Source organism: Sphingomonas sp. AC411 (assembly GCF_979253035.1).
Genome location: NZ_CEEDAQ010000001.1, coordinates 1,851,061 through 1,876,321, shown reverse-complemented (window position 1 = coordinate 1,876,321; position 25,261 = coordinate 1,851,061). Strand labels below are relative to the sequence as shown.

The window sequence follows — 25,261 nt, the reverse complement described above, 5'->3', positions numbered from 1 at the left end:
GCCACCTCCTTCCAGGGGAGGAATAGCGTCGCGATCAAAGTTGATGGATAATTCCGCTGACGCTCAGGGATACACCGCGCTAACGAAGAACAGCCCATCGGGCGGCGCATTCAGCCCGAGCATCGCCCGGTCCTTCGCCGCGAGTGCTTTGGCGACATCGCCAACCGCCCAGCGCCCCATTCCGACCAGCGCCAGGCACCCGACCATCGACCGCACCTGATGATGCAGGAACGACCGCGCCGCCGCGTACACAAAGATCCGCTCCCCCTCCCGCACAACCTCCAGCCGGTCCAAAGTCCGCACCGGACTATCCGCCTGGCAATGCGCCGAGCGAAACGTCGTGAAGTCATGCCGCCCGACCAGCGCCCCCGCAGCCTCCGCCATCGCCCCCGCATCCAACGGCTGAGGCACCTGCCAAGCCAGCCCCGCCTCGAACGTCAACGGCGCGCGCCGGTTGACGATCCGATACTCGTACGACCGCCCGACACACGAAAACCGCGCATGCCACTCGTCGTCGACCACCTCGCACGCCAGCACCGACACCGGCGCCGGCTTAACCAGCGCATTCAGCCCTCCATCAACCGAAACGCCGCGACCGGCTTTTCGATATCGACATGCGCGCGCATCGCCATCCCGTGCACGCCCGCATCGGTCCGCCCCGCCGCCTGCACAGAGGCGGTCTCGCCGGTCATCTTCATCACTGCGGCTTCCAGCGCCGCCTGCACGCTCGGCCCGTGCTTCTGCCGCTGCCAGCCCATGAACGGCCGGCCGTCGAACTCCACCGTCAACGCGAACCGCGTCAAAGCTGAGTCCCCGACGGGATCGCAAACCCACGCAGCAATTCCGTGGCCGAGGTGACGCCGCGTCCCGCCCGCTGCACCAAGGTCGGCCGGATCGCCCCTCGCCGCACCCGATCGTCAGCTCGGCATTCACCGTCAACCCCTCGCAACCGAGAAACGAGAATGGCAGCACGTCCGCGGCCAGCACCTTCACCCGCTCACCCGCATGCTCGAACCACGCCCCCGGCGCCGGGTTCATCGCCCGTACCAGCCGCTCGACCTCGACTGCCGACCGCTCGAAATCGATCCGCGCCTCCGCCTTCTCGATCTTGGCCGCATAGGTGACGCCCTCCTCGGGCTGCGGCCGGGCGGGGTAGGCGTCGAGATCGCCCAGCACCTCGCCCATCAACCGCGCCCCCATCGCCGACAGCTCGGCGGTCAGGTCGCCCGCGGTCTTGCCGACGATCGGCGTCCGTCCTCAAGCCGCACCGGCCCGGTATCCAGCCCCGCCTCCATCTGCATGATCCCGACGCCCGTCTCGGCATCCCCCGCGAGGATAGCCCGCTGCACCGGCGCCGCCCCGCGCCATCGCGGCAACAGCGACCCATGCACGTTCAGGCACCCGAACCGAGGCGCCTCCAGCACCGCGCGCGGCAGAATAAGACCATACGCCGCAACCACCGCCACATCCGCGTTCAAAGCCCCAAACGCCTCGCGAGCCTCCAACCCCTCAGGCAAGGACGCCTTGAACGACACCGGCGTCCGCACCTCGATCCCCAGCGCCTCCGCCCGCATCTGCACCGGCGACGGCACCAGTTCGCGCCCCTGCCGCCCGCCCGGTCGCGCCGGCTGGCAATACGCCGCCATCACGTCATGCCCCGCCGCGACGAGGGCTTCCAGCACCGGCACCGCGAAGTCCGGCGTTCCCATGAAGATGATCCGCATGCCCCTCTCGAACACGCTGGCGGGGAGCGACGCAACCCCTATCTGTTCCCCCATGGCATCCCCCGAGATCGAGGCGCTGACGCAGGCGCTGGCCCGGCTCCCCGGCCTCGGCCCCCGGTCCGCGCGTCGCGCTGTGCTGCATCTGCTCAAGAAGCGGGACGCGGCGCTGGGCCCGTTGCGCGAGGCGCTGACCGCGGTCGACGAGCGGCTGGAGAACTGCTCGACGTGCGGCAATGTCGACACGACCAACCCCTGCGCGATCTGCGCCGACCCGCGTCGCGACCAGCGCTCGCTGTGCGTGGTCGAGGAAGTCGCCGATCTGTGGGCGTTGGATAGGTCCCGCCTGTTCCCCGGCCGCTTCCACGTCCTCGGCGGCCGCCTGTCCGCGCTCGAAGGCATCCGTCCGGAGGATCTCAGCATCGACAGCCTCGTCCGCCGCATCGAAGCCGGCGGCATCGACGAAGTCGTCCTCGCGATGAACGCCACGCTCGAAGGCCAGACCACCGCGCACTACATCGCCGAGCGCATCGAACGCTTCTCCGTCCGCGTCACGCAACTCGCGCATGGCCTCCCGGTCGGCGGCGAACTCGACTATCTCGACGAGGGCACGCTGGCGCAGGCGTTGCGCGCACGACGTCCAATGGCTTGAGCCAAGTGCTTGACGCACCCCGCGCGGAACCTAGCTGCGCAGGATGACCGTCATGACCGTTCTCGAAGTCCCCGATCCCCGCCTGCGCCTCGTCGCCGAGCCGGTGGAGACGGTTGACGACTCCATCCGCACGCTCGTCGCCGACATGATCGAGACGATGTACGACTTCAACGGCATCGGCCTCGCCGCGACCCAGGTCGGCGTCCAGAAGCGCGTCCTCGTCATCGATCTCCAGGAGGAGAAGGACGAGGAAGACAAGCCGATCAAGAATCCCAAGGCGTATATCAACGCCGAGATCCTCTCGGTCAGCGACGAGGTCTCCACCTACAACGAGGGCTGCCTCTCGATCCCCGAGCAATATGCCGAGGTCGCACGCCCGGCGCGCTGCCGCGTGAAGTGGCTCGACGAGACCGGCGCGGCGTATGAGGAAGATTTCGACGGACTGCTGTCGACCTGCATGCAGCACGAGATCGACCATCTCGACGGCGTGCTGTTCATCGACCACATCAGTCGCCTCAAGCGCGACATGGTGCTGAAGAAGCTGGCCAAGCAGCGCAAGCTGGGATGAGGGGAGCGGTCCGCCACTTCTACCCGTGATCCCCGCGGAGGCGGGGACCCATATTGGCAAACCTCACGCTTTAATCGCTGACATCCGAGTATATGGATCCCCGCCTGCGCGGGGATGACGGACGTGTTTTGCCAAAGGGCAGGGCTACCAGGAGAGTAAGAGCGCCGCTCCCCCAACACGCAACCACCCCGGCGGAGGCCGGGGCCCAGTTGGAAAGGTCGCAGTAACGACGTGCTGCACTAAGTTGGCAACGTCCGCCAACTGGGCCTCGGCCTTCGCCGGGGTAGTGCCGTTTTTGAGACCGCCGCCCTCTTATAGTTCCCCGCGAAGGCGGGGGCCCAGGACCACAAGCGCTCCCGCTGATAACCCTAGACCCCGCCTCCGCGGGAAGAACAGAATATTCCGATTGTCCTGCATCAATCGTTCGACGTATGTTCCACCCATGACGTCCCCAATCTCCCCCGAACCCAAGCGCCCCCGCGCGCAGTCTCACCCCAGAAAATGCTGCGCCAGCGTCTGCACTTCACTCCAATGTCGGCAGCGCAAAATGGCTGAGTTCGCCATCATCGCCGTCCTCGCGCTAGCCGCCGGCATCCTTCTAGGCTGGGCCCTGGCCTCCCGCCGAGCTGCCACCCTAGCCAGTGAACTCGCCGTAGCGCAGACCAAGGTCGCCGACGCCGATCTCATCCGCACCGCCCGCGACGCCGTCGAACGCGAACGCAACGCCGCGATGCAGGACCTCGCCACCCTCCGCGCACAGAACGCCGAGCGCGCCACCGACACCGATCGTCTCCGCTTAGATTTGGAAGCTATTCGCAAAGATCGTGACGCGGCGCGCACCGAGAATGCTACTCTCAAGGCTCAAGGCGAAGCGTTCGAAGTACGTCTCCGCGAGGCGAAGGACGTGATGGCCGCGCAGTTCGGCGACGTTGCCAACAAGCTGCTGAGCGACGCGCAGAAGACCTTCCTCGAACGCGCCGACGCCCGCTTCCGCCAGTCCGAAGAGTCCGCCGGCCTGAACCTCAAATCGATGCTGCAACCCGTCAGCGACCGTCTGCAACGCTACGAAGAAGGCGTCGCCAAGGTTGAGGCCGAGCGCCGCGACGCATTCGGCGACCTCAAGGGCCAGATCGAACAGATGCGCTTGGGCCAGGAAAAGGTTTCCACCGAAGCCGCCAAGCTCGTCAATTCGCTCCGCAACGCCCCTAAGTCGCGCGGCCGCTGGGGCGAGCAGCAGCTGAAGAACGTGCTCGAAACCTGCGGCCTCAGCGAACACACCGACTTCCAGACCGAGGTCTCGGTCGCGGTAGGCGACGACGGCGCCCGCCTCCGCCCCGACGCGATCATCCGCGTCCCCGGCGGCCGGGCGCTGGTGATCGACGCGAAGGTCTCGGCTTAACGCGTACCAGGACGCATTCGGCGCGGTCGACGACGCCGAGCGCCTGATCGGCCTCGCCGGTCACGCGGCGTCGATGCGCGCGCACGTCAACGGTCTCGGCAACAAGGCGTATTGGAGCCAGTTCGCCGACACGCCTGACTACGTCATCATGTTCGTCCCCGGCGAGCACTTCCTCTCCGCCGCGCTCGAACACGACCCGACGCTTTGGATTTCGCGTTCGAAAAGCGCGTCCTGCTCGCGACCCCGACCAACCTGATCGCGATTGCCCGCACGGTGGCGGCGGTCTGGCGGCAGGAGAAACTCGCCAACGAAGCACGGAAGATCGGCGAACTCGGCAAGGAGATGCACGATCGCCTCGCCAAGGTCGCAGACGACCTGCGCAAGGTCGGCGTCGGCCTCAACAGTGCGGTGAAGAACTTCAACGGCTTTACCAACTCGTTCAACGGCCGCCTGATGGTGACCGGCCGGAAATTCCGCGACCTGAACATCGAGACCGGCGCGCGGGACTTGGAGGACGTGTCCTCGGTGGACGCGCTAGCGCTAGGCGAGGGGCCTGCGCTGATCGAGAAGCCGGAAGACGCCACCACTAATGTTCTCCCGCGAAGGCGGGAGCCCAGGATCAAGCAGTGCTGCGTTCCATTATCCTGGACCCTCGCCTTCGCGGGGGAACAGATAGGGGCGGGGATCGTGCGCCATTCCGTCATGCCGGGCTCGTTCCGGCATCCACCGTTCCGCGAACTCAACGGCCGGAGAGATTGCGGAACCGTGGACCCCGGAACAGGTCTGGGGTGACGGAGGGAGGTTGGGGAAAACGAAGGGGCCGCACCGAAAACCGATCGGTACAAAATTCGTTCACCTCTCGGAAACCTTTCCCGACCCCGCGCATTAACCCGGCAACACCCCCAAAGAGTCGCCAGGTCATGAAAACCCTAGTCCCCGTCCTCTGCGCCCTGATCCCCTTCGCCGCCATGATCGGCGCTTGCGTAACCTGCCCCTGACACGCACCGCACAAGCACAAAGAAAAGGCCCGCCCGGATCACTCCGGGCGGGCCTTTCTATGCAGCCAAGAAGGAAGCGAAGGGATCAACCCTGCGCTTCTTCCTCCTGGTCGCGCGGTGCTTCGGCGGTAGCGCCGGGCTCTGCGTTCGGATCGTAATCCTCGACGAAGCCAGCCTCGTCGCGCTCGAACATCGACGACATCACGTCGACGCCCGAAGCCTGCATCTCGGCCTCTTCAGGCGAGCGGGCGACGTTGACCTTGACGGCCACCGACACTTCAGGATGCAACGCGACCTTGACGGTGTACACGCCGATCGCCTTGATCGGCTTGTCGAGCACGATCGCCGACTTGCCGACCTTGTGACCGTCGGCCACCAGCGCATCGACCAAGTCGCGAACCGCGACCGAACCGTAGAGCTGACCGGTGTTCGACGCCTGACGGATCAGGGTCACGGTCGCGTCGTTGAAGGTCTTCGCTTCGGCTTCGGCATCGCTGCGACGCGATGCGTTGTCCGACTCGATCTTCGCACGGTTCGACTCGAACACCTTGCGGTTGGCTTCGTTCGAACGAAGCGCCTTCTTGTTGGGAAGCAGGAAGTTACGCGCGTAACCGTCCTTGACCTTCACCACGTCGCCGATAGCACCAAGCTTTTCGACGCGCTCAAGCAGAATGACGTCCATGTGGGCGTGTCCTTACTTAACGATGTAGGGCAGCAAGCCCAGATGACGCGCACGCTTGATGGCCTGGGCCAGTTCGCGCTGCTTCTTTGCGGCCACCGAAGTGATACGCGACGGGACGATCTTGCCACGCTCGGACACGAAGCCCTGCAGCAACCGGACGTCCTTATAGTCGATCCGGGGAGCGTCTTTGGCGGAGAACGGGCAGCTCTTGCGGCGGCGGAAAAATGGACGTGCCATGATTATTCAGCTCCCTCTTCGCGGTCACGACGGGGACCACGGTCCGGACGATCGCCACGATCGGGACGGCCCTCGCGGCCACCTTCACGATCGCCACGACGCTCGCGGTCACGGTCCTGCTTGCGCATCATCACGGTCGGGCCCTCTTCGAGGGTGTCGACCTTGACCGTCATGTAACGAATGATGTCTTCGTTGATCTGGGTCTGGCGCTCCAGCTCTGCGATCACGCTGCCCGGGGCATCGATCTCGAGCATGACATAGTGCGCCTTGCGGTTCTTGGCGATCTTGTACGCCAGCGAACGCAGGCCCCAGTTCTCGGTCTTTACGACCCGACCTTCGTTGTCGTTCACGATCTTGGTGGCGATTTCCGCCAGTGCGTCCACCTGCGCTTGTGCCAGATCCTGGCGCGCAAGGAACACATGCTCGTAAAGAGCCATGTCTTGTCCTTCGTCTTGGCCGATCGCTGATACACGCCCCATGCGTGCACCCCTCCGGCTGTCGTCTTAGAAAACGGCGTCTATAATGCAAACAGGGGCGAGAGACGCGAATCTCTCACCCCGGTTGCAATGGGCCTTAGCCGATTATCCGGCAAAGGCAAGGTTGGCGTTGGGTTTACCGAAACGCACCGCCACGAACCTGGACCACGTTGCCACGGCCGTTGATCAGGATCGCGTCGTTGCCCGAACGGACCCACTGGCTGCCACGCGGCGGAGCGGCGAGGCGATAGTTGCGATACGTCGTGATCACCCGATAGTTCTGCGCATAGCGGCGATCGAAGCGCTGGCCGGCGCGCCAGTTGCGATACTGGTTCGGGCGGACGACGGTCTTCTTGGTGACGACGGTGCGGCCATTGTTGTTCTGGCGCACGGTGGTCACTTCGCGGCGCTGCTGTGCCTCGGCGGGTGCTGCGGCGAGCAGCGGGCTGGCGACGAGGGTAGCGGCCAGTGCACTGAGGATGAACTTCTTCATGGGTAATCTCCCGTTTGAAACACGGCGCCGTTGTGCGGCGTCATCACTAATCTGGGACCGGATTGTCGCAGGTGCATGTCGCAGCCTGCGCGAAATGGTCGCCATTTGTCGCAAACGCGCGGGCTTCGTTCAGGTTCGCGCGGTTGCAACTCGCCGCGCACCTTTATAGGCCCCGCGCTCAAACGAAGACCGAACACAGAGGAGAGGTCATGCGCGCGTTCATCTTCCCCGGCCAGGGGAGCCAGTCTGTCGGCATGGGCAAGGCGCTCGCCGACGCCAGTGCCACCGCCCGCGAGGTCTTCGCCGAAGTCGACGAGGCGCTCGGCCAGCATCTGTTCCGCCTGATGAGCGAGGGGCCGGCGGACGACCTCCTCCTCACCGAGAACGCGCAGCCCGCGATCATGGCGAACGCGATCGCCACCTTGCGTGTCGCCGAAAAGGAAGGCGGCATCCGCCTCGCCGACAAGGCTGATTATGTCGCTGGCCACAGCCTCGGCGAATACACTGCCTTGTGCGCCGCCGGTGCGCTCGACCTGTCGACCACCGCGCGCCTCCTGAAACTCCGCGGCCGCGCGATGCAGGCCGCCGTTCCGGTAGGCGAGGGCGCCATGGCCGCGCTGCTCGGCACCGACCTCGAAAAGGCGCAGGTCATCGCCGGCGCAGCGGTCGACGCGATCCTCGCGGAAGGCGGCCCCGAACTGATCTGCACCGTCGCCAACGACAACGACCCGTCGCAGGTCGTCATCTCCGGCCACCGCCTCGCCATCGAAAAGGCGATCGCGCTGGCCAAGGACCTCGGCGCCAAGCGGGCGGTGCTCTTGCCCGTCTCCGCCCCTTCCACTGCCCCTCATGCAGCCCGCCGCCGAAGCGATGGAAGCTGCCCTTCTGGACGCCGACCTCCGCGCGCCTCTGGTCCCGGTCTTCGCCAACGTCGACGCGACCGCGGTCGCCGACCCCGGCGCGATCCGTCACCTGCTGGTGCAACAGGTCACCGGCATGGTCCGCTGGCGCGAATCGGTGCTGGCCATGCATGCGGCGGGCGTCGGCCACTTCGTCGAATTCGGCGGCAAGGTGCTCAGCCCGATGGTCAAACGCATCACCCCCGACGTCGAGACGACGAGTGTCATCACGATGGACGACATCGAGGAATTCGTGAAGAAGATGTGATCACGCGGAGACGCGGAGCCGCGGAGAGAAGATTTGAGAGAGATCGATCAGATCAGCGGCGATGTGCTCGATCTCTCGCTCCGCATTCATCGCGACTTAGGTCCCGGTCTTCTCGAAAACGTCTACGAAATGGTGCTGGCGGGTAAGCTGGCCGGTCTGGGCTGCCACGTGGCACGGCAGCGATCGGTAGACATCGAGTTTGAGGGGATGCGCTTCAAAGCGGCATTCAGAATCGATCTCCTCGTTGATGAACGCCTTCTCGTTGAAATCAAATCGGTAGAGCAACTGAATGCCGCGCACGGCAAGCAACTCCTGACCTACCTACGCCTAACTCATCAGCCCGTAGGACTGTTGATTAACTTCGGTGGCGCAACGCTGAAAGAAGGAGTGCGACGGATCGTAAACGACCACCGCCCCTCCGCGGCTCCGCGTCTCCGCGTGAACAAAATCTAATGGAGACCAAAATGTTCGACCTCACAGGCATGACCGCCCTCGTCACCGGGGCATCCGGCGGGATCGGGTCCGAGATCGCCAAGGCCCTAGCCGCCCAAGGCGCGCGCCTCGCCGTATCCGGCTCCAACGCCGACAAGCTCGAAGCCTTCCGCGCCACCCTGAAAGGCGACCACGTCGCGCTCCCCTGCAACCTCTCCGACCCAGCCGCAGTCGACGCGCTCGTCCCGCAGGCCGTGGAAAAGCTCGGCCGGCTCGATATCCTCGTCAACAACGCCGGCGTCACCCGCGACAATCTCGCGATGCGGATGAAGGACGACGAGTGGGACAGCGTCATCCGCGTCAATCTCGAAGCCGCGTTCCGCCTCATGCGCGCCGCCGCCAAGCCGATGATGAAGGCGCGCTTCGGCCGGATGATCTCGGTCACCTCGATCGTCGGCGTCACCGGCAATCCCGGCCAGGCCAACTACGCTGCGTCGAAGGCCGGCCTGATCGGCATGTCGAAATCGATGGCGCAGGAACTCGCCAGCCGCGGCATCACCGTCAACTGCGTCGCGCCCGGCTTCATCACCTCGCCGATGACCGACGCGCTGCCCGAGGCGCAGAAGGCCGCGCTCACCACGAAGATTCCCGCCGGTCGCCTTGGCGAAGGCGCAGACATCGGCGCCGCGATCGTGTATCTGGCGAGCCGTGAAGCCGGCTACGTCACGGGACAAACCGTGCACGTGAACGGCGGGATGGCGATGATCTGAACTTGCGCGCTGAACTGCCCCGTTCTAGGTGCGTTCAGGAAATACCGAAAACCCCCAGATTTGAAGAGGGAACTACCATGAGCGAGACCGCTGACCGCGTGAAGAAGATCGTCGTCGAGCATCTCGGCGTCGAAGCCGACAAGGTGACCGAGGACGCGAGCTTCATCGACGACCTGGGCGCAGACAGCCTCGACATCGTCGAACTCGTCATGGCGTTCGAGGAAGAATTCGGCGTCGAGATCCCCGATGATGCCGCCGAGAAGATCGCGACCGTCAAGGATGCGATCACCTATATCGACGAGCACAAGGCCTGATCAGGGTCTAGGGTTCAAACCTTGGACCTGCCCTGAAGGGTGTGATTTGAGCGGCTCCCCGTCCTTGGGCAAAGAGGGCGGGGAGCCGTTTCGTTTTGAGAGCAGACGGAGTTTGAAGCCATGCGGCGTGTCGTCGTAACCGGGCTAGGCCTGGTCACCCCCTGGGGGCGGATGTTGAAACGGCCTGGGCGAATATTCTCGCCGGCAAGTCGGGCGCGGGCCTGATCACGCGCTTCGACGCGTCGGATCAGGTGTGCCGCATCGCCTGCGAGGTGAAGCCGGCCGACCACGAATATGGCTTCGATCCGGGCAAGCGCGTCGACCACAAGGTCCAGCGCCAGGTCGATCCGTTCATCATCTATGGCATCGACGCCGCTGGTCAGGCTCTGGAAGATGCCGGGCTGACCGAAATGACGATCGAGGAGAGCTGGCGTGCCGGCGTGTCGATCGGCTCGGGCATCGGCGGTCTGCCGGGCATCGAGAGCGAATCGATCGTGCTTCATACCAAAGGCCCGCGTCGCGTCTCGCCGCACTTCGTCCACGGTCGACTGATCAATCTGATCTCGGGCCAGGTCTCGATCAAATACGGTCTGCGCGGCCCGAATCATGCGGTCGTCACCGCCTGCTCGACCGGCGCGCACGCGATCGGCGACGCCGCGCGGATGATCGCGATGGACGACGCCGACGTGATGCTCGCGGGCGGCGCGGAGGGCACCGTCTGCCCGCTCGGCATCGCCGGGTTCGCTCAGGCGCGCGCGCTGTCGACCAACTTCAACGATTCGCCCGAAAAGGCCTCGCGCCCCTACGACAAGGACCGCGACGGCTTCGTGATGGGCGAGGGCGCCGGCGTGCTGGTGCTCGAGGAATACGAACACGCCGAGGCACGCGGCGCGAAGATGTATGCCGAGGTGATCGGCTACGGCCTGTCGGGCGACGCGTACCACGTGACGGCACCGCATCCCGAAGGCGACGGCGCGTTCCGCTCGATGCAGATGGCGATCAAGAAGTCGGGCCTCGCGCTCGAGGACATCGATTACATCAACGCGCACGGCACCTCGACGCCACTCGGTGACGAGCTCGAACTCGGTGCGGTCCGCCGCCTGTTCGGCGATGCGATTTCAGGCCTGTCGATGTCGTCGACCAAGTCCGCGATCGGCCATCTGCTCGGCGGTGCCGGCGCGGTCGAGAGCATCTTCTGCATCCTCGCGCTGCGCGACCAGATCGTCCTGCCGACGCTGAACCTCGACAATCCGAGCGACAGTTGCGTGGGTGTCGATCTCGTCCCGCACGTGGCCAAAAAGCGTGAAGTCCGAGCGGTGCTGAACAACTCGTTCGGCTTCGGCGGCACGAATGCGTCGCTGGTGATGACGAAGGTCCATTAATCCTGTTCCCCGGCGAAGGCCGGGTCCAGTTGGGTGATTGGTGCGATTTATCGGAGGGCCTGCCCAACTGGCCCGGCCTCCGCCGGGGAACTATAGTGCGCAAGGTCGGCTGTTTCGGATTTATCGTCGGCCTCGCGGCAGTCGTCGCGCTGTTCCTGGTCGTTCAAGACTGGGGCGGCGCGGGGCCAGCGCCGCGCGCGTCGTCGGTTCAGGTTCCTCAAGGTTCGAGCTTGGCCGCCGCAGCGGTCGAACTGGAAAAGGCCGGCGCGATCCGGTCCGCTACCCGGTTCCGCCTATACGCGCGGGTCTTCGGCTCGGGCGATCCGATCAAGGCTGGCGAATACAAGATCCCCGCGCACGCTAGCCAGTCCGACATCCTGAAACTCATGCAGGGCGGCAAGGTCGTCCAGCGGCTGGTGGTGGTACCCGAAGGCTATCCCTCGGTCCTCGTCCACGACGCGCTGATGAAGGCGGACGGCCTCACCGGCACCGTACCGATCCCCGCAGAAGGTTCGATCCTGCCCGACAGCTACGCGTTCGAGCGCGGCGACACGCGCGCGGCGGTTGTCGTGCGGATGCAGGCGGCGATGAAGACGTACCTCGCCAAGGCATGGGCGGCGCGCAAGCCCGGTATCGCCGTGAGCACCCCCGAACAGGCGATCATCCTCGCCTCGATCATCGAGAAGGAAACCGGCAAGCCTTCCGAACGCCGCACCGTCGCCGCGGTCTATGGCAATCGCCTGCGCAACGGCATGCCGCTCCAGGCGGACCCGACCGTGATCTACCCGATCACCAAGGGCCGCCCGCTAGGCCGCCGCATCCTGCGGTCAGAACTGCACGCCAAGAACGGCTATAACACCTACGCCGAGGCCGGCCTGCCGGTCGGTCCGATCGCCAACCCCGGCCGTGCCTCGATCGAGGCGGTGCTGGACCCAGCGCAGACCCAAGCGCTGTATTTCGTCGCGGACGGCACCGGTGGCCACGTCTTCGCGAACACGCTGGCCGAACACAACGCCAACGTGAAGAAATGGTACGAGATCCGCAAAGCCCGCGGCGAGATGTAGCCACCTTCCGGCTCCCCTCCCTGAAAGGGAAGGGTAAGTGGGTCGGTTTGCAGTTGCCGGCACGCGCGCCAAGCGGCCGACCCACCCCCGGCCCCTCCTTTCCGGGGAGGGGGAAGAAGATCAGCCCCGCAACGCGTTGGCCGCGCGCGCCTTGATCTCGATCTCGGCCATCGTCCCGCCGGTCACCCAGCTCCCGCCAACACAGAGCACCGGCTTGAACGCCAGCCACTCGGGCGCGCTCGCCTCGGTGATCCCACCGGTCGGGCAGAAGCTGCACTGGTAGAATGGCGCGGCCAGAGCCTTGAGCGCCTTCAACCCGCCATTCGCTTCCGCCGGGAAGAACTTGAAGTGCGTCAGACCCAGGTCGAGCCCGGTCATGATGTCCGCCGCATTGGCGATCCCCGGCAAGAACGGAATGCCGCTCTCGATGATCGGCGTGGCGAGCCGTTCGGTCAGCCCCGGCGACACGATGAACTCCGCCCCGCGCGTCGCGGACCTGTGCAAACTGCTGCGTATTGACGACGGTCCCGGCACCGACGATCGCGCCCGGCACCTTCTTCATCTCGGCGATCGCTTCCAGCGCGGCACCGGTGCGCAACGTCACCTCGAGCACGCGCAGGCCGCCGGCAACCAGCGCTTCGGCGAGCGGCCGGGCGAGCGCCGCGTCCTCGATCACCAGCACCGGGATGACGGCGCTGGTCTGCATGATGTCTGCTATAGTTGCGGTCATTGGGTGTGTTCCTGTGCGAAGGCGGCCGCGGCGCCGAACAGGCCGGGCTGGGGATGGGTGATGAGCTTGACGGGCATCGCCGCCATCATCGTCTGGAAGCGACCCTTGGCGACAAAGCGCTGGTCGAAGCCCGAGCGGATAAGCCGATCCTTGATCCGGAAGCCGAGCCCGCCTGCGATCACGACCGCCTTGGCGCCTTGCGCCAGCGCAAGATCACCCGCGACCGCGCCGAGGGCTAGGCAGAACCGGTCGAGCGCGGCCAGCGCGATCGAGTCGGTGCCGTCGATCGCCTCGGTCCAGATCGTCTTGTCGTCATGGCTGGGGACCGCGCGGCCCTCCAGCGCGGCGAGCGTCTCGTAGATCGCGACGATGCCGGGCCCGGCGACGACGCGCTCCGCCGAGACGCGCGTAAACGTCTTGCGCAGCCGCTTCAGCAGCGCGTCCTCGATGCCGTCGAGCGGCGCGAAGTCCATGTGCCCGCCCTCGGTTTCGAGCACCTGATAGCCGTTTTTGCGTCGCAGCAACTGCGCGACGCCTAGGCCGGTGCCGGGGCCGCAGATCGTCGTGATGCCCTCGGACGGCAGCGGCGTATCGGGACCGCAGAGATGGATGAAGTCGCTGCTAGGCACCTGCGCGACGGCATGGCCGACCGCGCCGAAATCGTTGACGACCACCCATTGGTCCGCCTTCAGCCGCTCGGTGATCAGCGACTTGCGGATGATCCACGGGTTGTTGGTCAGCCGGATGACGTCGTTCGCGACCGGCGACGCGACCGCGATCCCCAGCGCGCGGGGAGGGGGCGACCGAGCCCGGCCTCGAACGCCTGGTACGCGGTCTGGAGCGACGCGTGGTCCGCAGTCTTCAGCGTCGCCGGCTCGCCGAGCGACACGACGCGGCCGTTCTCGACCTCGGCGATCGCGAAGCGCGCGTGTGTCCCGCCGATATCTGCCGCTACGATTTCCATTCGTCTCTCCCGATCCTCGATATCTTTATATCCGTTCGTCCTGAGCGAAGTCGAAGGACCGCTCGTGAGGGCATGTCCTTCGACTTCGCTCAGGACGAACGGTAGGCAGGAATGCTGAAGCCCTGCGCCCGCCAGCATTGCCGACGCACCCTTCTCGGCTTCGTCCGCCAGCCCGCGGAACATGCCGAACAGCTCGCGACCCATCCCGCTCACCGGCGGCGGCGTCGCCTCCATCTGGCGCGTGGCCCATACGTCCGCATCGACCAGCGCCTCCAGCGTGCCGTTGACCGCATCCACCCGGATCATGTCGCCATCCCGGATCAACCCGATCGCGCCGTCGAGCAGCGCTTCCGGCGAGCAATGGATCGCGCACGGCACCTTGCCGCTCGCGCCCGACATCCGCCCATCGGTGACCAGCGCCACCTTGAACCCACGGTTCTGCAACACCCCGAGCGGCGGCGTCAGCTTGTGCAGTTCCGGCATCCCGTTCGCCCGCGGTCCCTGGAAGCGGACGACGACGACGACGTCCTTCTCCAACTCGCCGCGCTTGAATGCCTCGATCACATCGAGCTGGTCGTCGAACACCATCGCGGGCGCCTCGACGATCCAGCGCTCGCGCTCGACAGCCGACACCTTGATGCACGCACGGCCGATATTGCCCGCGAGAATCCGCATCCCGCCATCGGGAGAGAACGGCGCGGTGGCAGGGCGCAGGATCGTCTCGTCGCCGCTGTCGGGCGTATCGCGCCAGGCGAGTGTGTCGCCTTCGACGACCGCGGTCTTCGCATAGGCCGACAGGTCGTCGCCGCCGATCGTCATGATGTCGCCGTGCAGCAGGCCTTCGCCGAGCAGCTCGCGGATCACATAGGGCATGCCGCCCGCCGCCTCGAACGCGTTCACGTCCGCCGAGCCGTTGGGATACACGCGCGCGATCAGCGGGACCGCGCAGGAGAGGCGATCGAAATCTTCCCAGTCGATGATGATCCCGCCGCGCGAGCGATCGCCGGAACGTGGAGCAGATGGTTGGTCGAGCCGCCCGTCGCGAGCAGGCCGACCGCGGCGTTGACGATCGCCTTCTCGTCGACGCAACGCCCGAGCGGCCGGTACGATCGCCGCGCGCGCCGATCTTCGCCAAGCGGTGCACCGCCGCCCGCGTCAGTTCCTGGCGCAGCTTGGTACCCGGATTGACGAACGCCGCGCTCGGCATGTGGAGGCCCATGACCTCCATCATCATCTGGTTGGTGTTCGCCGTGCCGTAGAAGGTGCACGTCCCCTTCGAATGATACGCGCCGATCTCGGCCTCGAGCAGCTCCTCGCGCCCGACCAGCCCTTCCGCGAACTCCTCGCGAACCGCGGCCTTCGTCTTGTTCGGCAAGCCGGTCGGCATCGGTCCGCCGGGGATCAGCACCATCGGCAGGTGCCCGAAGCGCAACGCGCCCATCAGCAGCCCCGGCACGATCTTGTCGCAGATCCCGAGCAACGCGGCACCCTCGAACGTGCCGTGCGACAAGGCAATCGCCGTGCTCAGCGCGATCGTGTCGCGGCTGAACAGCGACAGTTCCATGCCCGGATAGCCTTGCGTCACGCCGTCGCACATCGCCGGCACGCCGCCCGCGACCTGTGCGGTCGCGCCGGCTTCGCGTGCCCAGACCTTCATCAGTTCCGGGTAGCGATAGTAGACGGCGTGTGCGGACAGCATGTCGTTATACGCGGTGACGATGCCGATATTCATGCCGGCATCGGCCTTCATCGCGTCGCGGTCTTCCTCGGTCCCGGCATAGGCGTGCGCGAGGTTCGCACAGCCCAGACCCGGACGCCGGACCTGCGCCGCCGCCTCGCGCTCGATCAGCGCGAGATAGGCGGCGCGGCTGTCACGCGAGCGCTCGATGATCCGGTCGGTGACCGCGGAGACGACGGCGTTGAGCATCGTCACGGCGCCCAGTGCACGTCGACCGGCAGCTCGACTTCGGCGAGCACACGGCCGATCGGGTAGGACGACGACGGCCCCTGTTCGATCGCCTGCTCCAGCACCTTCTTCTTCGCGTCGCCGGTGATCATGATCATCAGCGCCTTCGAAGACGCGATGGCGGCAGCCGACAGCGTCACGCGCGCCAGCGGTGCCTCGGGCGGCAGCGGATCGGGCATCACGCCGAGCGCACGGCGTTCCTTGGGGCCGCTCAGCGCCTCGTCATAATCGGGGCCGGGGAAGATCGACGCGGTATGCCCGTCGCCACCCATGCCGAGCAGGCAGAAGTCGAGCGGCCAGTGCAGGTCCTGCATCAGCGCATCCGCCGAGCGACCCGCCGCCTTGTAGTCCGACATCGCCTCGGGAACGATCGGCTTCACGCGCGCGCCCTTGGGGAGGAAGATCTTCGCCAGCGCCGTCACGTTCGACAACGGATCGCCGAGCTTCACGATACGCTCGTCGCCGGGGATGATCGTGACCTTCTTCCAGTCGAGCTTCGCCTGGGCGAGTTTCTCATACGCCGCGAACGGCGTCTTGCCGCCCGCCAGCGCGATCACCGCGGAGCCGCGCGCGTCGAGCGCACTCTCGATGACGAACTGGATATCGCCCGCGACTGCATTGGCGAGCTCGTCGGAATCCTCGTAATCCCACCATTCGATTTCGGTCATAAACTTGAACTCACTCAGAAAATTGCTGTCAAAAATGCCGTTCGTGACGAGTAGGGATCGAGCGAAGTCGAGATCCCGTATCGAGGTACAATGCCACAAACGGGCCGATCCCTCGATACGCCTTCTCGACTTCGCTCGAAGACTACTCGGGACGAACGGAAGAAAACAAACTCAGTCGTCCTGCCAGGTCACGCCATCGCGCTCGGTCAGCGCGATGGCGGCCGACGGACCCCAGCTGCCCGACGCATAGCTCTTGGGCTTCATCGCGTTGGCCTTCCAGCCCTCGCGGATCGCGTCGATCCAGGTCCATTGCGCCTCGACTTCGTCGCGTCGCACGAACAGCGTCTGGTCGCCCTCGATTAGGTCGAGCAGCAGGCGTTCATAGGCGATCCGTCGCCGCGTGCCGGCAAATTCCGCATCCATGCTGAGGTTCAGCGGCACCTCGCGCAGGCGGACGCCGTCACGGTCGAGGCCGGGCTCCTTCGCCATCACCAGCAGCTGGACATATTCCTCCGGCTGGAGGCGGATGATCAGCATGTTGGGCTGTAGCAACCCGCCGCGCCCGGCGAACATCGAATGCGGTACCGACTTGAACTGGATCGCGATCTCGCTGCGGCGCGCGGCCATCCGCTTGCCGGTGCGCAGATAGAAGGGCACGCCGCGCCAGCGCCAATTGTCGACATGCGCCTTGATCGCGACGAACGTCTCGGTGTTCGAGGCCTCGCCGAGCTCGTCGGAGTAGCTCTTGACGAACTTCCCCTTCACCGCGCCTTCGCCGTACTGGCCGGTGACGGTGACGTTGGGCACTTCCTCGGGCTTGATCAGGCGCAGCGAGCGGAACACCTTCGACTTTTCGTCGCGCACGTCGGTACCCTCGAAGCGTGCGGGTGGCTCCATCGCGATCAGCGCGAGCAGTTGCAGCATATGGTTCTGGACCATGTCGCGCAGCGCGCCGGCGCTCTCGTAATAGCCGGCGCGCTCCTCCAGCCCGACCGTCTCCGAGATCGTGATCTGGACGTTGTCGATCCCCTGCGCGTTCCAGACCGGCTCGAAGAACGAGTTGCCGAAGCGCAGCGCCAGGATGTTCTGGACGGTTTCCTTGCCGAGATAATGATCGATCCGATAGGTCCGGTCCTCGGGGAAGGCCTTCGCCACCGCGTCGTTGATCTCGCGGCTGGTGTCGAGGTCGTAGCCGAGCGGCTTCTCGAGCCCGACGCGGACCGTCTCGCCGGCGAGCCCGACCTTGTGCAGGCCTTCGATCGCCGATTCGAACAGCGACGGCGCGGTCGAGAGGTAGATTGCGAGGCCACCGGAGATATCGCCGATCTTGTCCGCCAGCGGCTGGAACGCGGCCGGGTCCGACAGATCGGTCGCCTGATAGAACAGCCGGTCGAGGAACGTCCCGATCGCGCTCTCGTCCTTGCGATCCTCGGGGAGAAACTCGTCGAGCGCCTTTTTGGCGAACTTGCGGTAATCCTTGTCGTCATGCTCGTGCCGCGCGGCACCGGTGATCGTCAGCTCTTCGGGCAGCAACCCATCGGCGTGCAGGCCATAGAGCGACGGCAGCAGCATTCGCTGCGCGAGATCGCCGGTCGCGCCGAACAGGAGCAGCTTGGCTACGGGATTACGGTGCATGAAAGCTCCTGGAACTGGCCGGTTCAGAAAACCAGGCCGGCGACCGGGTCGACCCCGGCCATGATGTTGAGGTTCTGGACCGCGGCGCCGCCGGCACCCTTGCCCAGATTGTCGAGCGTCGCGACCAGCCGTGCATGGCCGACCGCGTCGTTGCCGCAGACTCGCAGCGTGAGCCGATCGGTCCCCGCATTCTCCTCGATATCGACCGCGCCGATGTCGCCGGGTGCCACCGTCACGAGCGTCGAGCCATCAAACGCCGCGCGCAAGATGTCCTCGATCGCAGCGAGCGACGGGCGGCCGGCCAGGGCGTGCAGATGCAGAGGCACTTCCACGACCATGCCGCGATAGGCGTTGGCCACCGCGGGCGCGAAGATCGGTGCGTGGGTCAGGCCCGCATGCTGCGTCATCTCGGCAATATGCTTATGCGCGAGGCCGAGCGCGTAGGCGCGGAAGGCGGTCGTCGAGCCACCGGCCTCGAACTCGGCGATCATCGCCTTGCCGCCGCCCGAATAGCCCGAGGTCGCGTTGATGCTCAGCGGCAGGTCGGCGGGGATCAGCCCGGCGGAAACCAGCGGTGCGACGAGCGCGAGGAAGCCGGTGGGATAGCAGCCCGGGTTCGCGACCCGAGCGGCGCTCGCAATCTTCTCGGCCTGACCCGGCAATTCGGGGAAGCCATAGGTCCAGCCTGCAGCGACGCGGTGCGCACTCGACGCGTCGATCACGCGGGTACGCGAATTGTCGATCAGCGCCACCGCCTCGCGCGCCGCGTCGTCGGGCAGGCAGAGGATGACGAAATCGGCATCGTTCAAGGCCTCGCGCCGTGCCGCCGGATCCTTGCGGCGATCCTCGGCCAGCAACGCGATCGAGATATCGCGGCGTCCGGCAAGCCGCTCGCGGATTTCGAGGCCGGTGGTGCCGACGGCGCCATCGATGAAGACGCTGGTCATGCCGCGGCGTCCGCTGGCAGATCGGCCGGCAAATCGAGCGCGGCAGTCTCGACATAGCCGACCAGACCGCTTGGCCGCGCGACGCCCCATGCGGAAACGCCAGCGATCTCCAACACTTCGAAACTGTCGCCGGGGTTGAGGTCGACCATCGTATCGCTCGCTTCGTCTCGTCCACTGCGCAACAAAGCTGTGCGCGCGACGGCCCGTATCATCGGCACGGCATAGTGTGGAGCGAATACGTATTCGGCCAACCGAATGTCGGCGATATCGCGCCTAACCGCATGCGTGCGCGGGTCCAGATTCACCGAACGGCCCGTCAGCGAGAAACTCGTGCGGGCCTTGTCGTCGAATGGCTCAAGCGTGAGCGGGGTACGGCCGTTTGAGCCGGCGCCAGCATCGTTGGGGGCGGGGCCGTCGCCGATGAATTGCCCGAACTCTTCAAGAAAATCTGCCCCTTCGGTCGTGCGCGCGACGAAGATGTTGCGCTTGTCGCTGTCGTCGCGTTGCCGGCGCAGATAGCCGAGGGCACCCAACCTGTTCAAGGCGCGCGTGACGACCGGCTTCGATACGTTCAGTGCACGGGCGAGGCCGCGCACCGTATGCGGCCCGGGTTTAAGGTAAACGAGCAGGAGCAATGCCATCTGACGATTGGTCAGATCAGGTTCGCCCGAGCGGACATAATCCACCAGAGCGGTCATCCAGGTCGATAAGGTATTGGCTGCCATTGATGCCACAGCGTTGATCCGCCATCTGAATTTATATGCACGATACCCAGTCATGAGCGTCATTACGGGTTCACAACGCCCGCCCGCACGGCTTGTTTCCGTAGTTTCGCACGCGGCATGCGATATGCCGTGCCCCGATCCGGTTGATCGCCCGGTTGATCGAAGCCGCGGTGTCGCCTATGTGCGCGCCTTCGCAAAAGTTCCGGGGTTTTCCGCGCAATGTTCGCCTTTCTGCTCGTCATCCACGCGATCATCGCGGCCGCCCTCGTCACGGTGATCCTCATGCAGCGGTCGGAAGGCGGCGGTCTGGGCATGGGCGGTAGCCCATCGGGCCTCATGTCGGCACGCGGCGCGGCCGATTTCCTGACCCGCGCGACCGGCGTCCTGGCGACGATGTTCGTGCTGTTCTCGATCCTGCTCGCGGTTCTCGCGGCGAATCACCGCACCACGACGATCGACACGTCGCTCGCCCGCACCCCGGCGGCGGCAACGGCCGTCCCGACCGCCCAGCCCAAGGGTGACGCTGCACCGTTCGCCGGTGGCGCCGAGAATGCCGGGGTCCCCGCCGGCACGACCACGCCGGCCGATAACGGCGCGGTCCCGCTAGCCAACTAAACACTCCATTCGCCGATAAATGCGCCCCGCGTGATCCGCGGGCGCTTGTCGTTCGTCCCCAACACACGCTACGAGACTCTTCCCATGGCTCGGTACATTTTCATCACCGGGGGCGTGGTTTCGTCGCTCGGTAAAGGTCTCATGGCGGCATCGCTTGCCGCTCTCCTCCAGGCACGCGGATATACCGTCAGGATTCGGAAGTTCGATCCGTATCTGAACGTCGATCCCGGCACGATGTCGCCGTATCAGCACGGCGAGGTCTACGTCACCGACGACGGTGCCGAGACCGATCTCGATCTCGGCCATTACGAGCGCTTCACCGGCGTTCCCTCGCGCCAGTCGGACAACGTCACCTCGGGCCGCATCTATCAGCAGATCATCACCCGCGAGCGTCGCGGCGATTATCTCGGCGCCACCGTGCAGGTCATCCCGCACGTCACCGACGCGATCAAGGCGTTCGCCCGCGCCGAAACCGACGGCATCGACTTCATTCTCTGCGAGATCGGCGGGACCGTCGGCGATATCGAATCGCTGCCGTTCATCGAGGCGATTCGCCAGCTCAAGAACGAAGAGGGCCGCGGCAACGCGATCAGCATCCACGTGACGCTGGTGCCGTACATCGCCGCCGCCGGCGAACTGAAGACCAAGCCGACCCAGCATTCGGTCCGCGAACTCGCCGCGCTGGGCGTGCAGCCGGACGTTCTGGTCTGCCGTTGCGAACACCCGCTGCCGCCATCGGAGCGCGCCAAGATCGCGCTGTTCTGCAACGTCCCCGCGAGCGCCGTCATTCCCGCGCTCGACGCGAAGAGCATCTACGCGGTGCCGCTCCAGTATCACGGCGAAGGCCTCGACATCGAAGTGCTCCGCGCGTTCGGGATCGAGCCTGCCGACGCGCCCGACCTGTCGCGCTGGACCGAGATCATGGATCGCCTGACCAACCCGCAAGGCGAGGTGACGATCGGCGTGGTCGGCAAATATGTCGGGCTCCAGGATGCGTACAAGTCGCTCAATGAAGCTTTGGTCCACGGCGGCATCGCGAATCGCGTGAAGGTCAACGTCCGCTGGATCGACGCCGAACTGTTCGAGAATGCAGAGAGCGACATCGCCGGTCAGCTCGAGCCATGCGACGCGATCCTCGTCCCCGGTGCGTTCGGCGAGCGCGGCGCGGAGGGCAAGATCGCCTCGGTCAAGTTCGCGCGCGAGCGGAAGATCCCGTATTTCGGGATCTGCTTCGGCATGCAGATGGCCTGCGTCGAGGGCGCGCGCGATCTCGGCGGCATCCCCAATGCGTCGTCGACCGAGTTCGGCCCGACCGACGAACCGGTGGTCGGCATGATCACCGAGTGGATGGGCCGCGAAGGTCTCGAAACGCGTGCGGCCGAAGGCGACATGGGCGGCACGATGCGGCTCGGCGCGTACGACGCGAAGCTCACCGGCAACAGCGTCGTGGCGTCGATCTATGGCGGCACCGAAATCTCGGAGCGTCATCGTCACCGCTATGAGGTCAACACCGGCTACAAGGAAGCGCTGGAGCAGGGCGGCCTGGTCTTCTCCGGCATGTCCCCCGACGGCACGCTCCCCGAGATCGTCGAACGCCCCGACCACCCTTGGTTCGTCGGCGTCCAGTTCCACCCCGAACTGAAGTCCAAACCCTTCGACCCGCATCCGCTGTTCGCGAGCTTCATCGAAGCCGCGGTCAAGCAGAGCCGCCTGGTCTGACCTTCGATCCTCCCCCGCCAGGGGAGGTTGCACCGAAGGTGACGAAGGGGGCGGATACGGAACAGCCGTTACCCTTACCTCCCCCTCCGTCTGGCAAGGGCCAGACACCTCCCCTGGCGGGGGAGGATCGCAGCCAGTGTTTAGCAAGCCCCGCCCTGTTTCTCTCCGTCTTGCCGGGCTCGTTCCGGCATCCACGGTTCCGCACAGTCGAGAGTCGTGAGTTCGCGGAACCGTGGACCCCGGAACCAGTTCGGGTTGACAGACTTCACGCAGCTTCGACTCTTTTGAAGCCTGGCACGGGCGCCGCGAAGCCGCGCTTTCCACCCCCAAAGACAAGCTCGCATTGAATATCCCCCAAATCGGTAGACTTTGCGCGCCGAGGTTTAGGGGAAAAATTCATGTTGCTTACGCTCGCGCTGTTGCTCGCCGGTCAGGCCGCTACCGTCACGCCGCCACCAGTCGCCCCGCAGGTGCCCGCCGCGGATCAGGCGCCCGAGCCGGCCAATGGTCGGCTCGGCAACCAGCAACAGGGTGGCGGCGATATCGTCGTGACCGCACGCCGCCGTGCCGAGACCATCCAGACCGTGCCGATCGCGATGTCCGTCATCGGCGGCACCGCGCTGGCGGAGACCGGCGCCTACAATGTCAGCCGCCTCACGCAGCTCCAGCCGACGCTGCAATTCTACTCCACCAACCCGCGCAACTCGGCCGCCAATATCCGCGGCCTCGGCGCGCCGTTCGGCCTGACCAACGACGGGATCGAGCAGGGCGTCGGCATCTATGTCGACCAAGTCTATTATAGCCGGATCGCCTCGGCAACGTTCGACTTCACCGATACCGAGCGGATCGAGGTCCTCCGCGGGCCCCAGGGCACGCTCTACGGCAAGAATACCACCGCCGGCGCGATCAACATCACGACGCGCAAGCCCAGCTTCACGCCCGAGGCGCGGATCGAACTCACCACCGGCAACTATCAGTTCGTCCAGGCCAAGGCCTCGGTGTCGGGGCCGCTGATCCCCGACACGCTCGCGATCCGGCTGTCGGCATCTGTGACCGAACGTGACGGCACGATCCACAACGTCGTGACCGGCAAGGATCTGAATGCGCAGGACAATAAGAGCGTCCGCGGGCAGCTCTACTGGAAGCCGACCGACAATCTCGATCTCGCTCTGTCGGGCGATTATGGCCAGCAGAACCCGAATTGCTGCGTGCAATATTACGCGCGCACCGGCGCGACCCAGCGGCCGCTCAACCGGCAATATGCTGCACTCGCCGCCGCGCAGGGTTATGTCGTGCCGTCCACCAACGCGTTCGACCGGGTGACCGACGTCGATACGCCGCTCCGCGCGAGGCAGGAATTGGGCGGCGTGTCGCTGCTCGGCAATCTGGATCTCGGCGCGTCGACGATCACGTCGGTCAGCGCGTGGCGGTTCTGGAACTGGGACCCGTCGAACGACCGCGATTTCATCGGCCTGCCGATCACGACGGTGTCGGCCAACCCGTCGCAGCAGACCCAGTATAGCCAGGAGTTGCGGATCGCCTCCAACGGCAAGCACACGCTCGATTACGTGCTCGGCGCGTTCTACTTCTACCAGACGATCGATACCCAAGGGCTTCAGGTGCAGGGTCCGGCGGCGAGTGCGTTCCTGCTCAATCCGACCAGCGCGGGCGGGCGCAATCCGGCGACGTTGAACGGCCTGACCGCACGCAACACGATCGGCTTCAAAAACACCAGCGCGGCGCTGTTCGGCAAGCTGACCTGGAACGTCAGCGACCGGTTCCAGATCGCGCCGGGCCTACGTTTGAACTACGACAAGAAAAAGGGCGATTATGTCTCGGTCGTCACCAACGGCACCGGCACGGCGCTGACCGCGGACCAGCGCGGCGTGCTCGCGCCGCAGAGCTATCAGCCCGATTTCGACAACTGGAATCTGTCGGGGGATATCACGGCGGCCTACACCGTGACGTCCGACATCCACGCCTATGCGACCTACGCACGCAGCTACAAATCGGGCGGGATCAACCTGTCCGGCCTGCCGCTCGACGCCAGCAACAACCCGATCCTCTCGGCCGCCACGGTGAAGCCCGAAAAGGTGAATCATTTCGAGCTTGGCCTGAAAACGCAGTTCCTGGACCGTCGCGTTACCCTGAACCTCGCCGGCTTCTGGACCGAGATCAGCGATTACCAGGCGACCGTCACCAACGGCCAGCTCGGCGTGCTGCGCGGCTATCTCGCCAATGCCGGCAAGGTCCGCACCCGCGGTCTCGAATTCGACTCGGCGTTCCGCCCCACCGACCGGTTCAGTTTCTACGCGAACGGCGCCTATACCGACGCGAAATACGTGAAGTTCGTCGATGCACCATGCCCGCCCGAACTGTCCGGCGGCACCACCGCGACCGCCGGCCAGACGCCGAGCGCACCCGGTACGGCCGGGGGATCAGCCCGCAAAACTGCGACATCTCCGGTCAGCGCCTGCCCGGCGTGTCGAAATGGGCGTTTTCCTACGGGGCGGAATACGACCTGCCGGCAACGCTTGCCGGTCTCGATGGCCAAGTCTATCTTGGTTATGACGGCAGCTACCGGTCGACCTTCTCGTCCAACCCGTCACGCTCGGCCTATACCGACATCAACGGCTATGCGCTCAGCAACTTCCGCCTCGGGTTCAAGGCAAAGGACAGCTGGAACGTCTTCGGCTGGCTCCGCAACGCGTTCGACGAGAACTATTACGAAGTGCTCGCGCTCCAGTCGGGCAGCACCGGCCTGATCGTCGGCCAGCCCGGTGATCCGCGCACCTATGGTCTGACCGTCTCGCGGTCGTTCTGATCGTCGCGCCCCGATCGTCACTGCGCGTTCAGGTTTGACGTTTTATAGAGGGGAATACGGCCCGGAGAGGCATCGCAGTCGGAAGCTCCCGATGTCTCTCCGGTTCGGCGCAA

15 protein-coding genes and 10 pseudogenes are annotated in these 25,261 nt (G+C 65.5%); 12 read left to right on the top strand and 13 right to left on the bottom strand.

Annotation, left to right across the window (positions count from 1 at the left end; translation table 11 throughout):
* Positions 1–63 precede the first annotated feature (63 nt).
* Positions 64–803 (bottom strand): annotated as a pseudogene (gene truA, locus AC0IX7_RS09520) (tRNA pseudouridine(38-40) synthase TruA).
* A pseudogene (gene fmt, locus AC0IX7_RS09515) lies at positions 800–1,724 on the bottom strand (methionyl-tRNA formyltransferase). The pseudogenes truA and fmt overlap by 4 nt, the downstream one beginning before the upstream one ends.
* A gap of 52 nt (positions 1,725–1,776) precedes the next feature.
* Between fmt and recR the strand changes: the two are divergent.
* The 3 genes and pseudogenes from recR to AC0IX7_RS09500 form a co-directional block, all read left to right on the top strand.
* Positions 1,777–2,373, top strand: coding sequence for a recombination mediator RecR (gene recR, locus AC0IX7_RS09510; RefSeq protein WP_471813819.1), 597 nt, complete (start codon positions 1,777–1,779; stop codon positions 2,371–2,373).
* Positions 2,374–2,416: 43 nt separating this feature from the next.
* Positions 2,417–2,941, top strand: coding sequence for a peptide deformylase (def, locus tag AC0IX7_RS09505; protein WP_471811567.1), 525 nt, complete (start codon positions 2,417–2,419; stop codon positions 2,939–2,941).
* 547 nt (positions 2,942–3,488) lie between these two features.
* Positions 3,489–4,922, top strand: a pseudogene (locus tag AC0IX7_RS09500) (DNA recombination protein RmuC); the annotation flags it as partial.
* Positions 4,923–5,423: 501 nt separating this feature from the next.
* On the opposite strand, the gene rplI reads toward AC0IX7_RS09500, so the two are convergent.
* The 4 genes from rplI to AC0IX7_RS09480 all read right to left on the bottom strand — a co-directional run bounded on the left by rplI (position 5,424) and on the right by AC0IX7_RS09480 (position 7,226).
* A complete protein-coding gene (gene rplI, locus AC0IX7_RS09495; RefSeq protein WP_471811565.1) occupies positions 5,424–6,020 on the bottom strand; it encodes a 50S ribosomal protein L9 in 597 nt (198 codons plus the stop codon).
* A 12-nt stretch (positions 6,021–6,032) separates the two neighbouring features.
* The gene (rpsR, locus tag AC0IX7_RS09490; protein WP_031393978.1) at positions 6,033–6,257 is read right to left on the bottom strand and encodes a 30S ribosomal protein S18; all 225 of its coding nucleotides are present in this window, start codon (positions 6,255–6,257) and stop codon (positions 6,033–6,035) included.
* Between the two features lie 2 nt (positions 6,258–6,259).
* Complete coding sequence (rpsF, locus tag AC0IX7_RS09485) at positions 6,260–6,694, bottom strand: 30S ribosomal protein S6 (RefSeq protein ID WP_056050884.1); 435 nt, start codon at positions 6,692–6,694, stop codon at positions 6,260–6,262.
* Between the two features lie 175 nt (positions 6,695–6,869).
* A complete protein-coding gene (locus AC0IX7_RS09480) occupies positions 6,870–7,226 on the bottom strand; it encodes an RcnB family protein (protein WP_471811563.1) in 357 nt (118 codons plus the stop codon).
* A gap of 209 nt (positions 7,227–7,435) precedes the next feature.
* Here AC0IX7_RS09480 and fabD point away from each other — a divergent pair.
* The 6 genes and pseudogenes from fabD (at position 7,436) to mltG (ending at position 12,355) form a co-directional block, all read left to right on the top strand.
* Positions 7,436–8,393: pseudogene (gene fabD / locus AC0IX7_RS09475) on the top strand (ACP S-malonyltransferase).
* 33 nt (positions 8,394–8,426) lie between these two features.
* Positions 8,427–8,846, top strand: coding sequence for a GxxExxY protein (locus AC0IX7_RS09470; RefSeq protein ID WP_471811561.1), 420 nt, complete (start codon positions 8,427–8,429; stop codon positions 8,844–8,846).
* Between the two features lie 11 nt (positions 8,847–8,857).
* On the top strand, positions 8,858–9,595 hold the full coding sequence (gene fabG, locus AC0IX7_RS09465; protein WP_471811559.1) for a 3-oxoacyl-[acyl-carrier-protein] reductase: 738 nt from the start codon (positions 8,858–8,860) through the stop codon (positions 9,593–9,595).
* A gap of 77 nt (positions 9,596–9,672) precedes the next feature.
* Positions 9,673–9,909 (top strand): acyl carrier protein, encoded by a 237-nt coding sequence (locus AC0IX7_RS09460; RefSeq protein WP_031393971.1) that lies wholly within the window; start codon positions 9,673–9,675, stop codon positions 9,907–9,909.
* Positions 9,910–10,029: 120 nt separating this feature from the next.
* A pseudogene (fabF, locus tag AC0IX7_RS09455) lies at positions 10,030–11,291 on the top strand (beta-ketoacyl-ACP synthase II).
* A 95-nt stretch (positions 11,292–11,386) separates the two neighbouring features.
* The gene (gene mltG / locus AC0IX7_RS09450) at positions 11,387–12,355 is read left to right on the top strand and encodes an endolytic transglycosylase MltG (RefSeq protein ID WP_471811556.1); all 969 of its coding nucleotides are present in this window, start codon (positions 11,387–11,389) and stop codon (positions 12,353–12,355) included.
* A 120-nt stretch (positions 12,356–12,475) separates the two neighbouring features.
* Here the strand turns inward: mltG and eda are convergent.
* From eda to AC0IX7_RS09415, 7 genes and pseudogenes are all read right to left on the bottom strand, one after another.
* A pseudogene (gene eda / locus AC0IX7_RS09445) lies at positions 12,476–13,085 on the bottom strand (bifunctional 4-hydroxy-2-oxoglutarate aldolase/2-dehydro-3-deoxy-phosphogluconate aldolase).
* Positions 13,082–14,049, bottom strand: a pseudogene (glk, locus tag AC0IX7_RS09440) (glucokinase). Before glk ends, eda begins: the two co-directional pseudogenes overlap by 4 nt.
* Before the next feature lie 117 nt (positions 14,050–14,166).
* Positions 14,167–15,976: pseudogene (edd, locus tag AC0IX7_RS09435) on the bottom strand (phosphogluconate dehydratase); the annotation flags it as partial.
* A 2-nt stretch (positions 15,977–15,978) separates the two neighbouring features.
* Positions 15,979–16,683, bottom strand: coding sequence for a 6-phosphogluconolactonase (pgl, locus tag AC0IX7_RS09430; RefSeq protein ID WP_132739130.1), 705 nt, complete (start codon positions 16,681–16,683; stop codon positions 15,979–15,981).
* A 171-nt stretch (positions 16,684–16,854) separates the two neighbouring features.
* A complete protein-coding gene (gene zwf, locus AC0IX7_RS09425) occupies positions 16,855–18,318 on the bottom strand; it encodes a glucose-6-phosphate dehydrogenase (RefSeq protein ID WP_132739127.1) in 1,464 nt (487 codons plus the stop codon).
* 23 nt (positions 18,319–18,341) lie between these two features.
* A complete protein-coding gene (gene argC, locus AC0IX7_RS09420; protein WP_471811554.1) occupies positions 18,342–19,265 on the bottom strand; it encodes an N-acetyl-gamma-glutamyl-phosphate reductase in 924 nt (307 codons plus the stop codon).
* A 410-nt stretch (positions 19,266–19,675) separates the two neighbouring features.
* Positions 19,676–19,963, bottom strand: a pseudogene (locus AC0IX7_RS09415) (MarR family transcriptional regulator); the annotation flags it as partial.
* Between the two features lie 246 nt (positions 19,964–20,209).
* Between AC0IX7_RS09415 and secG the strand changes: the two are divergent.
* The 3 genes and pseudogenes from secG to AC0IX7_RS09400 all read left to right on the top strand — a co-directional run bounded on the left by secG (position 20,210) and on the right by AC0IX7_RS09400 (position 25,148).
* Positions 20,210–20,605 carry a preprotein translocase subunit SecG gene (secG, locus tag AC0IX7_RS09410; protein WP_332746268.1) on the top strand — a complete coding sequence of 132 codons (396 nt, stop codon included), beginning with the start codon at positions 20,210–20,212 and terminating at the stop codon, positions 20,603–20,605.
* An 84-nt stretch (positions 20,606–20,689) separates the two neighbouring features.
* Positions 20,690–22,324 (top strand): CTP synthase, encoded by a 1,635-nt coding sequence (locus AC0IX7_RS09405; RefSeq protein WP_471811552.1) that lies wholly within the window; start codon positions 20,690–20,692, stop codon positions 22,322–22,324.
* Positions 22,325–22,722: 398 nt separating this feature from the next.
* A pseudogene (locus AC0IX7_RS09400) lies at positions 22,723–25,148 on the top strand (TonB-dependent receptor).
* Positions 25,149–25,261 lie beyond the last annotated feature (113 nt).